Origin of the sequence: Roseivirga sp. E12 (assembly GCF_017592825.1) — a bacterium.
Lineage (GTDB): Bacteria > Bacteroidota > Bacteroidia > Cytophagales > Cyclobacteriaceae > Roseivirga.
This window is the reverse complement of the sequence record NZ_JAGFMD010000007.1, coordinates 53,035-67,284: the sequence shown is the minus strand read 5'-3', so window position 1 is coordinate 67,284 and position 14,250 is coordinate 53,035. Positions and strand designations below refer to the sequence as shown.

Below are 14,250 nucleotides of genomic sequence, written 5' to 3'. Positions count from 1 at the left end.
AACCCTAAAAACCGGCACAATATGATATAAACCTCTACGTTAACCTAACAATTACTGACATGAGGAAATATGCTGTAAGCGATAGTCAATTGATATCGCAGTATAAAAATGGTAGCGAAGAGGCTTTCACCACGCTGGTAAAACGTCACACTAAAAAAATCCATACAACCATCTACTTGATCGTTAAAGATCAATATTTGGCTGAAGACTTGTTACAAGAAACCTTTGTAAAGGTGGTTAACACCATCAAATCAGGGCGTTACAACGAGGAAGGTAAATTTTTACCATGGGTGACAAGAATTGCACATAATCTGGCGATTGATAATTTCAGAAGGGCAAAGCGCTACCCAACTATTGTCATGGAAGATGGCAGTAGCGTATTTAATTCATTAGAATTTTCGGAGGACTCAATTGAGTCCAAACAAATAAAAGAAGACACCCACGCTTTGTTGCGCGACTTGATCAAAGAGTTGCCCGATTCACAGCGTGAAGTGCTTATGATGAGACATTATATGCAAATGAGCTTTCAGGAAATTGCTGATACCACTGGTGTGAGTATCAACACTGCTCTGGGCCGTATGCGTTATGCACTCATCAACCTTAGAAAAAAGATGGACAAAAAGAACATTGCGTATGATCAAAACCTTTACCCAAGATGACCTAGTACGTTACATTTACAAAGAAACTACCCCTGAAGAAAATTCGGAGATAGAAATCGCAATGCTCTTCGATGAGCAGCTTGCGGAAGCCTATACCGACCTTTTCAGTGTAGTAAATGATTTAGAAGCATCAATGAAGTCTCCTTCAGAGAAGACCATCGATGCTATTATCAGTTATTCTAAATCTTACCATTTACATTCCGTGGATTAGGCTATTTTAGCGTAATGACACGGAAGGAACGGTACGAGAAATTTGTAGCCTATTTTAGCGAAAATCAGCCAGAGGCTGAGACAGAACTCAACTACGACAACCCGTTTGAATTACTGGTTGCCGTAGTTTTAAGTGCTCAATGCACTGATAAAAGAATCAATTTGGTGACTCCAAAGTTGTTTCAGGATTTTCCTACGCCTGAACATTTGGCCGCCACCAATTTTGATGAACTATTCCCGTATATCAGATCCGTTTCCTACCCCAATAATAAAACCAAGCATCTCATAGGCTTGGGTAAGATGTTGGTGGAAGACTTTGGTTCGGAAATCCCCCAGACAATAGAAGATTTACAAAAGCTACCAGGCGTTGGCCGGAAGACGGCTAATGTTATTACTTCCGTAGTTTGGAATCAGCCTTCAATGGCAGTTGACACCCATGTTTTTCGGGTCTCCAAAAGGCTTGGTCTAGTCAATCAAAATCTAACCACTCCGCTTGCTGTAGAAAAGGTTCTCGTAAAGAACCTTGACAAAGAAGTTATTCCTTTGGCCCATCATTGGCTGATTTTGCACGGACGGTATACCTGCCTAGCACGAAAACCTAAATGTGAAGAATGCAATTTGATTCACTTCTGTCGTTATTTTGAGAAGAAGGAGAAAATCATTCGATAATGTGATTTTCGTAAATTTGATCTGTGCCATCACGCATTTTATATATTCACCAATACTTCAAAACGCCCCAAGAAGGTGGTGCCATTCGGTCTTATTACCTCTCCAAAGGCCTTGTAGATAATGGGTTTGAGGTAGAAATGATTACGAGTCACAATGACTCTATTTATACAGTAAAAGATATCGATGGTGTAAAAGTCCATTACCTCCCTGTGAAGTATCACAATGACATGGGCTTCATTAAACGTGTTCTTTCATTTTTCAAATTCGTTAGAAAGGCCAAAAAACTGGCTAAGAAAATTGACAACATAGATCACGCTTACATCACCTCAACCCCACTAACAGTAGGTTTGATAGGGCTTTGGCTAAAGAAAAAGCTAGGCATAGATTATACTTTCGAAGTTAGAGACCTTTGGCCCACAGCTCCTATCGAAATTGGAGCTATCAAGGGTCGTTTTTTCAAGAAACAACTTTATAGACTAGAAGCCAGAATATATCGTCATGCCGATCGAATTGTGGCATTGTCTCCGGGAATGAGGGATTGGATCAAAAAAGTAGTTCCTGAAAAGGATGTTTTTATGATCCCGAATATGGCGGATTGTCAGTTCTTTAAGAAAGAGCTGAAAGACCCAAAATTGGTTGAGTTCTATCATGCCGAAAAGCCATTCGTTGTTACTTATTTGGGTAGTATTGGCATGACAAACCACCTCGAGTTTCTACTGGACATAGCCAGTGAGGCAAAGTCGGCTAATCTCAATGTTGACTTTAAAGTGGTAGGTGAGGGTTCACAGCTCCAAAACATCAAACTGAAGGCATACCTAAAGAAGTTGACCAACATAGAATTCATTGGTCATCAAAATAAGGAAGGAGTCAGGAGAATACTCAATGTAACGGATGCAACTTATGTGAGCTTTGCTGACCTACCCGTATTGGCAACTAACAGCCCTAACAAGTTCTTTGATAGTCTGGCTTCTGGAAAACTCACCATAGTAAACACTCCTGGCTGGACAAAGGACATGGTTGAACAGTACAAGTGCGGTTTCTACGCAGACCCACATCAACCTGATCAGTTTATTGAAAAACTCAGACTTTATCTTGAGAACAGAGAGTTAATGGAAACTGCGAAAAACAATGCGCGTACGATTGCGGAATCACTCTATTCCAAAAAGCTTCAGATAAACAAGTTAGTGAAGGTATTGAATAACGAAAGTCAGATTAAGGCTAACGAGAACGAGGTCTATATTTTGACCGCGTAAGGATTTTTTGAGCATCTGTTTCTTCCATCAATTCCTTTATATCTACACCTGACTCTTCGCGATAAGCTTTTACAATTTGCCAACCTAACCATTGACCAATTCGCCCTGGACAGTTTTTATCTATCTCTGGAATGTTTGGTCGTTCATCAATGTATTTAGTGATATCTGAAGGAATATCACTGTACAAAAGCTTCCTTTCTAGAAAATGTGACCAAATAACTCCTTCGCTTACCATGGCATCGGCAATCTGCTTACTGGAATAGCCCATGATAATGCTATCAGCCACGCAAGGCAACATCTCACTGGTAAACTCCATAGCCTTACCATAATAGATCATATCCTCCAAAATCGTTCTTTTACCCTTTTTGGTTGCATTGAACTTCAACGAGGTAAACTGAATGAGTTGGGGCACCAAATGATCAGGAGTCAGTCGTACTCGTAGATAATCATAGACACTTGGTCTAAAGGATGCATTCTCTCCCAAATAATAGTCAAGTCCAATGATCAACAGAGAATCAGTGAGGTATATGTCCTTACCAAACCCAGAGTAAACAGTCTGAACTTTTGGGGGAGTAAAGTTCGGATAAGCCTTCTTTACTCTCTTGTATGCCCTATCTAGCTCATAACTCACCATACCCGCATCAATGAGACTCATTGTTTCTTGGTAAAGAGTATCTACAAAAGGGTTCTGCAATAGTTCGTAGTTATCCTTCAATAATTGGTCATCCGAGCGATAAGCGAAAATTGTATAGTAGTAATCCTTTTCTTTTGGGTTAGCATTGAGGTAATTCCTCAATGGTTCTACACTGGTGCTTTCCCTTCCGGTTAATGACATGATCCGCGAACCAGATATCATCTCATAGAGATGCTTAAGGTTTTTTCCCTTGTTAACTGAGAGATAATCATAGCTCAAAAACTCCCTTAGGTCTCTATTCTTGTCCAATACCTCCTCAAAAGCACTGTAGGAGTTTGTCTGAAACACTGCTTTGATTTCAGGATTTTGAACTAGTTTGGATAAGTCCGTAAGCACTTGTTCCTCTGTTGGTCGACCACCATACTCGAAGAACTCGTCTCTGATCACTGGGTGTTTCTCAAAAAAGATATTGAGTGCTTCTGTACTTTCTATCTCGTTTAACGTATGCGTGAGGTTCTCAAATTCAAAATCAAGACTGATATCTGATAAGTCTATATCACTATCACAAGAGTCATCATTAGAACAGGCTACCAAAGCCGATAATAAAACTAGAATTAAGCACCGTTTAAGCATCTCCTCTTTTTAAATGACAAATGTATTTATTTATTTTATCGAACATGAAGAAATACATTTTCTCAGCCATCATTCTGATGGTTATAGGTCAATTTGCCACTGCTCAGCAGGACTATAGAATTGGCATCAAGGTAGGTCCATCACTTTCACTTTCTCGTACTTCTACAGATGGGAACAATACTGACATTCAAAAAGACGGATCCGCAATTAAATTCCTGATCGGTGCTTTTGTCGATTTACCCTTTAAAGAAAATTACATTCTTCATGCCGGATTGAACTTTGCTTCTAAAGCGACTCGCATAAGCCTTACAGACCCAGGTGTTCTGGCAGGCCAAACCGTGTCAGAACGTTATGATCACGAGTACCTTCAACTACCTCTGCTCCTAAAATTATATACCAATGAAGTTATATTGGACACAAAGGTATTCTTCAACTTTGGAGTTGTTCCTGAAATTAGGTTAAACACCGATAACGAAACCCCGGGAGTTGGTTTTGTAAGTGAATTCCAGAGTGTCGATCTATCAGGAAACTTTGGAGGTGGACTCGAAAGGAGTATTGGAGTCAACACACGAGTTTATGCCGGCCTTAACTATTATATCGGCTTTCTGAACCAAGTCAAGACTCAGAACCCTATATACGATGACTTTAAAGTGAAGAGCAGTCTCTTCAGTCTAGAATTCGGAATTAAGTTCTAATAAAAAACCCCGACAAGTCGGGGTTTTTTATGTTTAAGCTTTCATTTCGATCTCTTCTCCCATCTTATTGTAGAGGGTATAATCGGAGAGTCCCAAAGAACTGTCTTTCTCAATTTTCACCCAGGTATGATACTTTCTGTACCACTGCCATCTTTTAGAAAAGACACCTTTAGTGAAGTAAGCATGTAAGAATGGGTGCAAGGCTACTGCCACACCTTTCTCGTTCTGAGTACTCAAAATGTATTCTATATTCTTTTCAATCTGATCTGAGACCAAAATAGTCGCACTCACTTTACCAGTACCATTACAAGTAGGGCAAACTTCGCGAGTAGCAATATTCATCTCAGGTCTAACTCTTTGACGAGTGATCTGCATCAGTCCAAACTTAGATAGTGGTAGGATGGTGTTTTTAGCACGATCCTCACTCATCTGTTCTTTCATGAACTGATAAAGCTGCTTTTTATTCTCAGCTCTTCTCATGTCAATGAAGTCGATGACAATGATGCCTCCCATATCTCGAAGTCGCAATTGGCGAGCTACCTCCTTGGCAGCTTCCATATTGACTTGTAATGCAGTCGACTCTTGATCAGCACCAGCATTGGACTTATTGCCACTATTCACGTCAATAACGTGCAGGGCCTCCGTATGCTCAATGATCAAGTAGCCTCCTTTTGGCAGACTTACAGATTTACCGAAGAGTGATTTCAGCTGTTTTTCGACATCAAAAGACTCAAAGATTTTCGCTTTGCCATTGTACAGCTTAGCGATCTTTTCCTTTTCAGGCGCAATCTTCTGGATGAAACCCTTGATCTCCTCATGAATCTCTTTGTCATCTGAGACAACACTGTCAAAAGATTCATTCAGAATATCTCTCAAAAGAGAAGAAGCTCTGCTCACCTCGCCAATAACCTTATCTCTCGGCTTGACTTGATGTAGCTTCTTTATACCCTCTTTCCAGGTTTCCTGAAGATTACGAAGATCTTTGTCTAATTCTGAAACGCTTTTAGTCTTGGCTACTGTTCTAATGATGACGCCAAAACCTTCAGGCTTAATAGATGAAATTAAACGCAAAAGTCTTTTACGCTCTTCACCATCGGTGATTTTTTTCGAAACGTTGATAGCATCAGAGAAAGGCACTAAAACCATGTAGCGCCCCGCTATCGACAACTCACAAGTGAGTCGTGGCCCCTTAGTTGAAATGGGTTCTTTGACAACCTGAACAAGTATTTTTTGTCCCTTTGTCAAAACCTGGCTCATTTTGCCAAGCTTATTAATGTCTGGTTCGTTCTTGAATTTGCCTAAACCTCCAGTAATATTCTTATTGGTTAAGGCTTGTTTGGTATACTTGTTCAAAGACCTAATCTGTGGACCTAAATCCAAATAATGCAGAAAAGCGTCTTTTTCGTATCCAATATCAATGAACGCGGCATTCAAACCTGGTACAATCTTCTTGACTGTACCCAAGTATATATCTCCGACATTGAATTTGGTTTCATCATTATCATGATGAAATTCAACTAAATTCTTGTTTTTAAGAAGGGCTATACGACATCCACTCTGAGTTGAATTAATAATTAATTCATTACTCAATGTGATAGTATTTTATGTTAAAAAAGAACTGTTATTCGTGTATAGCACATAAAAATGAAGTCAATTACTTCTTCTTATGTCTGTTCTTTCTTAGCCTCTTCTTTCTCTTGTGAGTAGAAATCTTATGTCTTTTTCTTTTTTTACCGCAAGGCATAATTGTAATTTTTTAATGTTTTAACTTATTCTTTCCAGGTACTCGTCTACAGCAGTAATGATCTGCTCATCGGCACCTAATTCTTTAACTTTATTGAACTGTGCTTTTGCTTTGACCATCTGGCCAGTTTCATAATAGCACACTCCTAAAAAGAAAATTCCTTCGATATCCTGTGGGTAATATTGCACATAGGCCTCAAATCGCTCTACGGCATTTCCAAACTGATTGGTTTGAATTGACATTCTACCCATGCTCATCAATGTTCGTTGGTTATCTGGATCTTGCTCCAAAATCTCCCTTAACATCATTATTCCTCGCATTGGGTTCGATGAAGACACATAAGTCATTGCGACATTGTGCTTGACATCATAATTGTCTGGCTGCTTTTCGAGTATCTTTTGATAAATCTCTCGTGCTTTACCTCCTAGGAAATCAATTTTTGGCTTATCCAAAGCAAAAGTAAATGCTTCGAAATAAGCATCTCCGGCCTTCTGCCAGAGTGGTATTTGATTAAGTTCTTCAGCATATAAGGCAGCATAATAGGCTGCACTGTCATATTTATTTATCTCTATGAAGACAGCCATGAGCGAATCAAGTGATTCAATGTTTGGCTGAATTCGACCGTTGCTGATCAATCTGTCCTTCCAAAAAACTATCCGAGGTTGAACCTCTTCCGGAATTTCAGTACTATGATCAACTATTCCACCTGGAATGGTCTCATCGATAAACGCTGCTTCTTCGGTACCCTCATTGTTTACTACCACCTTAGGAAGGCTGTAAATGCCCACTATAAGTAGAATTCCAATAACAACAAGTAATACCTGAAACTTATTCATAAAGCCTATTTAGGCTTATAATATTAATTATTAGCAGCTTTTACTTTGTCGCTGCCTTTCACTTGTTCGATAAAAACCTTTGAAGGTTTAAAGCTTGGTACATAATGCTCGTCAATCACGATTGCCGTGTTTTTCGATATGTTCCTAGCAATTTTTTTAGCTCTCTTCTTGTTCACGAAGCTTCCGAATCCCCTCACGTAAATGTTCTCTCCTTCCGCCATTGAGTCTTTCACTACCGCAAAAAGGGTCTCAACAGTTGTAGTAACATCAGACCTGTCAATTCCGGTCTTTTCGGCTATCTGATTGATAACATCTGCTTTAGTCACTGTAACTTATATTTTTAGGTTAATAAAATTGTGTAAAAAACTTATTCCCAGTTATTTTGGCCTGCAAAATTAAGGGTTCGTGACTAATTAAAAAACGTATTCCCAAAAAAAATGGAGAACCCTTCAGCACCGACACCTAATAAGCCCTCCACATCTGCTTTGGAAAGCGAAATATTTGTAAATCAATTAATTAGCTGGTATGATCATCAAAAAAGGGATTTGCCATGGCGGCAAACGGATGATCCTTATAAAATATGGCTATCTGAGATCATCTTGCAGCAGACGAGGGTCAAGCAAGGTATGCCTTACTATTTGAAATTTATAGAACAGTATCCCACTGTGAATGACCTTGCGACAGCTCCTGAAAGTGAGGTATTACGCCTTTGGCAGGGTTTAGGCTATTATTCGAGGGCCAGAAACCTGCATGCCTGTGCTAAAACTGTTTCTAATGACTTGGGAGGAGAATTTCCATCGAGCTTCGAGGAATTACTGAAACTCAAAGGAATTGGGCGATACACTGCGGCAGCGATTGCCTCAATCGCATTTAACAAACCCAATGCAGTGGTAGACGGCAATGTCTATCGGGTACTCAGTCGTGTTTTTGGCATTGAAGATGATATCTCTAATAGTAAAACCTTAAAAATCTTCGAAACAAAAGCCAATACGCTTATTGATAAAAAGGCTCCAGGAGAGTTCAATCAGGCCATCATGGACTTTGGTGCCATACAATGTACTCCGAAGAGTCCTGCATGCGCAATTTGTCCAATGAGCAGTTTCTGCTATGCTTTTAATACTGGCAAGCAGGAGGTGTTGCCAGTTAAAACTAAAAAAGTCAAAGTCAGAAATCGCTTTTTCTATTATTATGTCTATGAGTTTGGTGACAAGCTGCTCATGAAAGAACGAGGGCCAAAAGATGTTTGGCAGGGGTTATATGATTTTAGCCTTTTGGAAAGCCCTGAATCACTTTCAGAAGAATCTGTTTTAAAAGAGATCAGTATAGAAGGGCTTGTAGTGATCGATTTTTCCGAGGAGGTGAAACATGTGCTAACACATCAACGAATTTTCGCCCGTTTCATTAGGGTTAAGGTCAAGGATTTAGGTAACTTTGAAGCGCTTTCTAATAGCAAAAAACTGAAGGCATTTGAATTAGGCAAGGTGCAGGAATTACCTAAACCGATACTGATTCAAAACTATTTGCAAAAAGAGATTTTTTAATTAGATTCATCCAGCTCAATCTTAAATTAAGTAAATAACATGGCAGGAGTAAACAAAGTAATCTTGGTTGGTAATTTGGGCAAAGACCCAGAAGTACGTCATTTAGACAATGGCAGAGCAGTGGCTAACTTCTCGTTAGCAACAAGCGAAACCTATAAAAACAAGCAAGGCGAACGCGTGACCAATACTGAATGGCATAACGTAGTACTTTGGACCCCACTTGCCGAAATTGCAGAGCGATTTTTAAAAAAGGGAGGTCAAGTGTATATTGAAGGTAAGTTGACAACTCGCTCTTGGGACGATCAGGATGGTAATAAACGCTACACTACTGAAGTAGTGGGCCGTGAATTGACTTTACTGGGCGGCCGTCCAGAAGGTGGAGGTGGAGCCGCAGCTCCTCAAGGTAATGCTGCCGCCAACCCAGCCGTGGAAAGTCCCGTATCTAGTATTCCGGAGGATGATACAGACGACTTACCATTCTAATGTTGGACTAAAAAGTACAATTTGGACTTACCCGCAGACGACCCCGAGCCTAGTTTAGTGCTCCTTTCCCAGTTCGTAGAACTCTCCAGTAGTTATGTGATAATTAATGGAGTTGCCTTCATTTTGCTTATTCTCGCGTCCGCACTTATTTCTGGGTCAGAGGTAGCTTTCTTTTCATTGGACAGAACACAGCTTTCTGAATTCAAGGAAGAAAACACTCCTTCAGGAAATGCCATCATAAAACTGCTAGATCGAAAGCGGTACCTACTGGCTACTATATTGATCATGAACAACCTGATCAACATCGCCATAGTAACTTTAGCCACCTTCTTTACTTGGACACTGGTCGATACTAAGACCCCAGAAGGGGCAGTCGTTCTGACCTTGACCATCATTGTCACATTCATTATTCTCTTTTTTGGTGAAGTAGTACCAAAGAATTTCGCAAATCAACACAATGCAACCTTCGCTAAGACCACTGCAAAAGGACTGCTCTTTTTAGAACGAATTCTCAGGCCTTTCTCTTTTCTCTTAATCTCAGTCACTAATGTGATCGAAAGGAATGTAGAGAAAAAGGGACAAAACCTTACGGTAGATGAATTGAATCAAGCATTGGAAATCACCACGGGCGAAGACACGACCGAGGAGGAAAAAGGCATTCTCAAGGGCATTGTAAACTTTAGTACGCTTGGAGTAAAGCAAGTGATGAAATCCAGAATGGACATTACTGCCGTGGACATTGAATTGGACTTTCACGAATTGATGGACAAAATCAACAAGTGTGGCTTTTCCAGAATCCCAGCCTTTAATGAAACAATAGATAAAATCGAAGGAATCTTGTATATCAAGGACCTGATTTCGCACATAGACAAAGAGGAAGACTTTGCATGGCAGGCATTATTGAGGCCTGGTTTCTTTGTGCCAGAAAACAAAAAGGTCGATGCCCTACTTAAGGATTTCCAAGCGCAGCGAGTCCATATGGCCATAATTGTCGATGAGTATGGCGGTACTTCCGGTCTAATCACGATGGAAGATATCATCGAGGAAATTGTTGGTGAGATTAATGATGAGTTCGATGACGAAGATGTAGCGTACAATAAACTTGATAACTCTACGTATATCTTCGAAGGCAAAACCACGCTAAACGATTTCTGCAAAATTGTGGAAGTAGAGCCCTCTCTCTTTGATAAAGTGAAGGGGGAAAGTGAATCGCTTGGAGGCCTGTTACTCGAAATAAACGCCAAGCTTCCAAGAGCAGGAGAAAAGATTGAGTTCGAAAACTTTCTCTTTACGATAGTCGCTGTGGACGCAAGGCGCATAAAACGAATTCGTGTTTTGATCAAACCAACCGCTTAACTTGAAGCTTCGCAGAAGATACATTATCCAATCCTCGCTAATACTTATGCTGATCATTTCGGCATGCGAAGAGGTCTATCTTCCAAAACCGAAGGGTTACAACCGGATCGATCTTCCAGAAAATGCCTATCAGGCACTTCCAGATACTTTTCCTTATCAATTCGAATATTCAAGCTATGCCCAATTATCGAGCGACTCTAATGCCAATGCAGATCGTTATTGGGCCAACCTGTACTACAAAGATTTTGAGGCATTATTGCAGATCACTTACAAAGACTTGGCAGAAAATAACAATGAGTCGAGCACTTTGCTGAATGAGGCCTTTGCCTTATCCATGAGACATGATGTCAGAGCCTATGGTATAGAAGAAACGCTGGTGGCAATGCCACGAGGTCAGGTGGCTAGTTTAACCCAGTTAGAGGGAGAAGTACCCACGCAATTGCAGTTCTTTACTTCTGACTCGACAAAGCACTTTTTTCGAGGTGCTTTATACTTCAATACGGCTACCAAAAACGACTCACTGCAGCCAATCATCAACTTCATCAAGAAGGATGTGTTGCAAATGCTCAACTCTTTCGAGTGGAAATATTGATCCAAAATCCACTTCTATCCGTTGAACCTATTCACTATCCTACATCTTTAGAAAATAAGACAACACAACGATCGCGGAGAAAATCATCAACCCTAAAGGCTCTTGAGAAGATTTCATAGGATCGTCTACACCTTTAAAAAGGCCAATAAAATAAGTCTTAGGCGACCTGAAAACTTCATAGGTTTTCCAAAGAAAAACCATCGACATAACAACTACTGCTGCCAAATCTATTACTTCTATCGAAGCATTAAGTATGAAATATAAGGGTAGCCCGATTAGTGTCAGTATAATGATGACCAAGTACATCCCCTCTGATTTTGTCTCGTCCTGAGCCTCTTTAAAAAGCCCATTAAAGTATTTCCTTGGATCAGACAAAACGTTTATGGTAGAAACCAAAACCGCGATGCCTATTAGTATAATGGTACGACTAATCATGTTCTATCTTCAACAGAATCAAAGGCACTCCTATTTCCCCAATATCATTGAATGAACTCACCTGCTGCTAAAGCACAACCAATCCAGCCAGAGTTAGTGTTGCTCTTTCCGAAAGAATCTAAAGGCCTGCACCTTAATTATTGTGTCATTGACATGGAATGCATTTTTTAGGTCATCCAATACACTTTCTATATCTCGCAGCCTATATTCTAGATCATATCTAAATGCACTATTATGCACGTCTATTCCAAAAAATCTTCCTGAGTAATTAAAGCTTAGCGATTTCAATAGATCTTCAGCAGTTGCTCCCTTCAGGCCTACACTAGAACTAGAACTGACTGATGAGAAATATAATTCTTCAGACAATTCTTCTACATCACTCTTTGCTCGAAGCCAATAACCTTCTCTCTGAATCGAGTCTCTTTCATAATCCAGGCCATAGGCATCAAGGACTTCGTGGAGTAAGATTGAATCTCGACTTACAAGACCCAGATTTTCGAATGTGTTGAAATCAACTGAAATGATTTCTGGTGCCATCTTCAGGTTCTCGAATGAGGCCAAAGTCTTTATTGATTCAAGGCTAGTTTTAATTACTTCTTTCAGCTCTTTATTCAAAAACCTTAATGATTGTGGCCCCTCAGAAGACCCTGTTTCTTGAGTACTCTTACTCTTTGTAATTAATATACCATAGCTAGAGTTAGTGAAGGTTCTTATGGTGTCTGATTTGACTGCCCCCTCATGGCCTTTTGTCTGCTCAACCCCACAAGACTGCAATGACAATATGACTAGAATAAATAAAGCGATTGTTCTCATTTCATTTTAGATCATAGGTTACAACATAATTTCTCCCATTATTAACTACCTCATTGTATATATCAATGCCCTCTAATTCATTGTAGAAACCTTGTTCTATTTGGTATTCGTCAATAGCTGCTATGAATCTCTCTTTGTGATGACCAACAGGAAAGGGAACAAAGTTGCCTTCAAAGCTTATAAAATTTGAAATGAATGAATTACCCGTTTCCTTATCTAAATAAAAGTAATGAGGACCCCCGTTATAAACGTATTGAAATGATAAGAACTCCGATTCCTCTAGAAAAAAGCAAATGCCAGAAGCAAAGGCAGTAGGGTCTGCCATGAGCTTCTCCTTAACTTTTTCAGGGTTTTGCATTAGCGAACCTCTTGCTTTCTTCTCTCCAAAATCAACTATGTATGCCTTTTCTAAACCGGATTTAGTGGCTCGGAAAATGGTGTCAGTCAACCATTGCGTATAATAAATATTATCAGAAGATCGGCTGAAAGACTCTTTTACCGACAGTCTTAATTTGGTCCCTAATTCAATCGTGAACGGATACTTGGTGTAAGATATGCTACCCTCTAAATCCGTATTAATGTAATTATAGAAATAGCTCTCATCTTCTAAGTTGTAAGCAAATTCATTCCTGAAAAAATAGAATTGAGTATTGCTAACAGCTAGTTTATGTGCGGAGAAACTGAAATGGAACCTATTTCTAATTTTTAGATCAGAATTAAGTTCGAAAACCTGTTTCCCTTCTGAATCAAGTATGAAAATAGATTCTTCAAGGAGATAGAAGTCGTCTATATTCTTAAGGTTCAAAGTATCTGAATCATATACACTAAAACTACTTTGTAACTCCCCCTTGAAATTGTACTTATTGATTCTTCTGCTAAAAACTCTATCAAGCGCATAAATGGCTCTGCCATCAATATCAACCTTGGAAATTATAGCAAGATTATATTCACTAGGGCTCTTGAGCTCAAGGACTCTGAGGTCTTTGAATAAACTAGCAAATGGAGTGACATCTGCCTTATTCGGGTCTACCAAAAGCATACCCTCCTCAGTTTTTTCTTGCCGGACAACATTTTGCCTAGAATCACAACAACATAAAGAAGCAATACATAGTGAACACACCAAGAAGATTGCGGTCAGTGGTTTCATAAACTGTTTTCTACAACATGTTGAAGTCAATCAAAGCAAAAGTCTGAGGTTATGTTTTATCCACAATTTGGCCTGGTCCTCCTACACCCGGTAAGTCGATATTGTCAGGATGACATTTGTGGGCTGGATTATCAGAATAGCGCGTTATACACTTTCCATCAGACTTGGTACAACATGCATATTGACAATCACCACAGGAAACTGTGTAGGTCTCCCCAATGAGTCCCCAAAAAAATGTATAGCCATAAGTACAACCTTTTGATCCTGGACCACCTGTTCTACAAGAGGCAGCATCTAATTTTGCCGCACTAAACATTATTATACCCAGAACTAAGACAATTTTCAGTTTTCGATATTTCATAGCTTAAATTTTAATTCCCTATGAATCTACAAAATCAAAAATCTCATTCATAGTGTTTTATCAAGATTTTAGTAAATATTAAATATTATTTTATTTGATATATTCAATAAATACTTTGATATGATGTTCTTTAAGATCTCAAGACATAAGGCCTTCTCCATTGAGAAACAGGTTATATTTTGCCTTTGT

The 14,250-nt window shown here is 39.5% G+C and carries 17 protein-coding genes; 9 read left to right on the top strand and 8 right to left on the bottom strand.

Translation table 11 applies throughout. The features are described from left to right. Positions 1–59 precede the first annotated feature (59 nt). Genes J4E76_RS15265 through J4E76_RS21205 form a run of 4 tightly spaced genes read left to right on the top strand, consistent with a single transcriptional unit; the run spans position 60 to position 2,791 of the window. The gene (locus tag J4E76_RS15265) at positions 60–659 is read left to right on the top strand and encodes an RNA polymerase sigma factor (protein ID WP_069843278.1); all 600 of its coding nucleotides are present in this window, start codon (positions 60–62) and stop codon (positions 657–659) included. Beyond that, complete coding sequence (locus tag J4E76_RS15260; protein WP_208505647.1) at positions 634–870, top strand: hypothetical protein; 237 nt, start codon at positions 634–636, stop codon at positions 868–870. The genes J4E76_RS15265 and J4E76_RS15260 overlap by 26 nt, the downstream gene beginning before the upstream one ends. A 14-nt stretch (positions 871–884) precedes the next feature. Next, positions 885–1,538 carry an endonuclease III gene (gene nth, locus J4E76_RS15255; RefSeq protein WP_208505646.1) on the top strand — a complete coding sequence of 218 codons (654 nt, stop codon included), beginning with the start codon at positions 885–887 and terminating at the stop codon, positions 1,536–1,538. A 23-nt stretch (positions 1,539–1,561) separates the two neighbouring features. Beyond that, on the top strand, positions 1,562–2,791 hold the full coding sequence (locus J4E76_RS21205) for a glycosyltransferase family 4 protein (protein ID WP_208505644.1): 1,230 nt from the start codon (positions 1,562–1,564) through the stop codon (positions 2,789–2,791). Here the strand turns inward: J4E76_RS21205 and J4E76_RS15245 are convergent. Further along, positions 2,757–4,058 (bottom strand): hypothetical protein, encoded by a 1,302-nt coding sequence (locus J4E76_RS15245; RefSeq protein ID WP_208505642.1) that lies wholly within the window; start codon positions 4,056–4,058, stop codon positions 2,757–2,759. The genes J4E76_RS21205 and J4E76_RS15245 overlap by 35 nt on opposite strands. A 44-nt stretch (positions 4,059–4,102) precedes the next feature. Between J4E76_RS15245 and J4E76_RS15240 the strand changes: the two genes are divergently transcribed. Continuing rightward, positions 4,103–4,753 (top strand): outer membrane beta-barrel protein, encoded by a 651-nt coding sequence (locus J4E76_RS15240; protein WP_208505640.1) that lies wholly within the window; start codon positions 4,103–4,105, stop codon positions 4,751–4,753. A gap of 33 nt (positions 4,754–4,786) precedes the next feature. Here J4E76_RS15240 and J4E76_RS15235 read toward each other — a convergent pair whose 3' ends face one another. From J4E76_RS15235 to J4E76_RS15225, 3 genes are all read right to left on the bottom strand, one after another. Next, positions 4,787–6,343, bottom strand: a complete 1,557-nt coding sequence (locus J4E76_RS15235; RefSeq protein ID WP_208505638.1) for an Rne/Rng family ribonuclease — start codon at positions 6,341–6,343, stop codon at positions 4,787–4,789. A gap of 174 nt (positions 6,344–6,517) precedes the next feature. Beyond that, complete coding sequence (locus J4E76_RS15230) at positions 6,518–7,333, bottom strand: M48 family metallopeptidase (protein WP_208505637.1); 816 nt, start codon at positions 7,331–7,333, stop codon at positions 6,518–6,520. 23 nt (positions 7,334–7,356) lie between these two features. After that, positions 7,357–7,659 (bottom strand): HU family DNA-binding protein, encoded by a 303-nt coding sequence (locus J4E76_RS15225; RefSeq protein ID WP_069843270.1) that lies wholly within the window; start codon positions 7,657–7,659, stop codon positions 7,357–7,359. Positions 7,660–7,770: 111 nt separating this feature from the next. Here J4E76_RS15225 and mutY point away from each other — a divergent pair, with 111 nt between their 5' ends. The 4 genes from mutY to J4E76_RS15205 are packed head-to-tail and all read left to right on the top strand — an operon-like array spanning position 7,771 to position 11,305. Beyond that, complete coding sequence (mutY, locus tag J4E76_RS15220) at positions 7,771–8,874, top strand: A/G-specific adenine glycosylase (protein WP_208505635.1); 1,104 nt, start codon at positions 7,771–7,773, stop codon at positions 8,872–8,874. A 39-nt stretch (positions 8,875–8,913) separates the two neighbouring features. Continuing rightward, positions 8,914–9,357: a single-stranded DNA-binding protein gene (locus J4E76_RS15215; protein ID WP_208505632.1), complete on the top strand. Its 444-nt coding sequence runs from the start codon at positions 8,914–8,916 to the stop codon at positions 9,355–9,357. Positions 9,358–9,378: 21 nt separating this feature from the next. Beyond that, the gene (gene gldE / locus J4E76_RS15210) at positions 9,379–10,713 is read left to right on the top strand and encodes a gliding motility-associated protein GldE (protein ID WP_208505630.1); all 1,335 of its coding nucleotides are present in this window, start codon (positions 9,379–9,381) and stop codon (positions 10,711–10,713) included. A 1-nt stretch (position 10,714) separates the two neighbouring features. Then, complete coding sequence (locus J4E76_RS15205) at positions 10,715–11,305, top strand: gliding motility lipoprotein GldD (protein ID WP_236017493.1); 591 nt, start codon at positions 10,715–10,717, stop codon at positions 11,303–11,305. A 39-nt stretch (positions 11,306–11,344) separates the two neighbouring features. Here J4E76_RS15205 and J4E76_RS15200 read toward each other — a convergent pair whose 3' ends face one another. The 4 genes from J4E76_RS15200 to J4E76_RS15185 form a co-directional block, all read right to left on the bottom strand. Continuing rightward, the gene (locus tag J4E76_RS15200) at positions 11,345–11,740 is read right to left on the bottom strand and encodes a hypothetical protein (RefSeq protein ID WP_208505628.1); all 396 of its coding nucleotides are present in this window, start codon (positions 11,738–11,740) and stop codon (positions 11,345–11,347) included. Between the two features lie 93 nt (positions 11,741–11,833). Beyond that, positions 11,834–12,553 carry a hypothetical protein gene (locus J4E76_RS15195; RefSeq protein WP_208505627.1) on the bottom strand — a complete coding sequence of 240 codons (720 nt, stop codon included), beginning with the start codon at positions 12,551–12,553 and terminating at the stop codon, positions 11,834–11,836. 1 nt (position 12,554) lies between these two features. Next, positions 12,555–13,700 (bottom strand): 6-bladed beta-propeller, encoded by a 1,146-nt coding sequence (locus J4E76_RS15190; RefSeq protein WP_208505624.1) that lies wholly within the window; start codon positions 13,698–13,700, stop codon positions 12,555–12,557. Between the two features lie 49 nt (positions 13,701–13,749). Then, positions 13,750–14,061: a hypothetical protein gene (locus J4E76_RS15185; protein ID WP_208505622.1), complete on the bottom strand. Its 312-nt coding sequence runs from the start codon at positions 14,059–14,061 to the stop codon at positions 13,750–13,752. Positions 14,062–14,250: the final 189 nt, after the last annotated feature.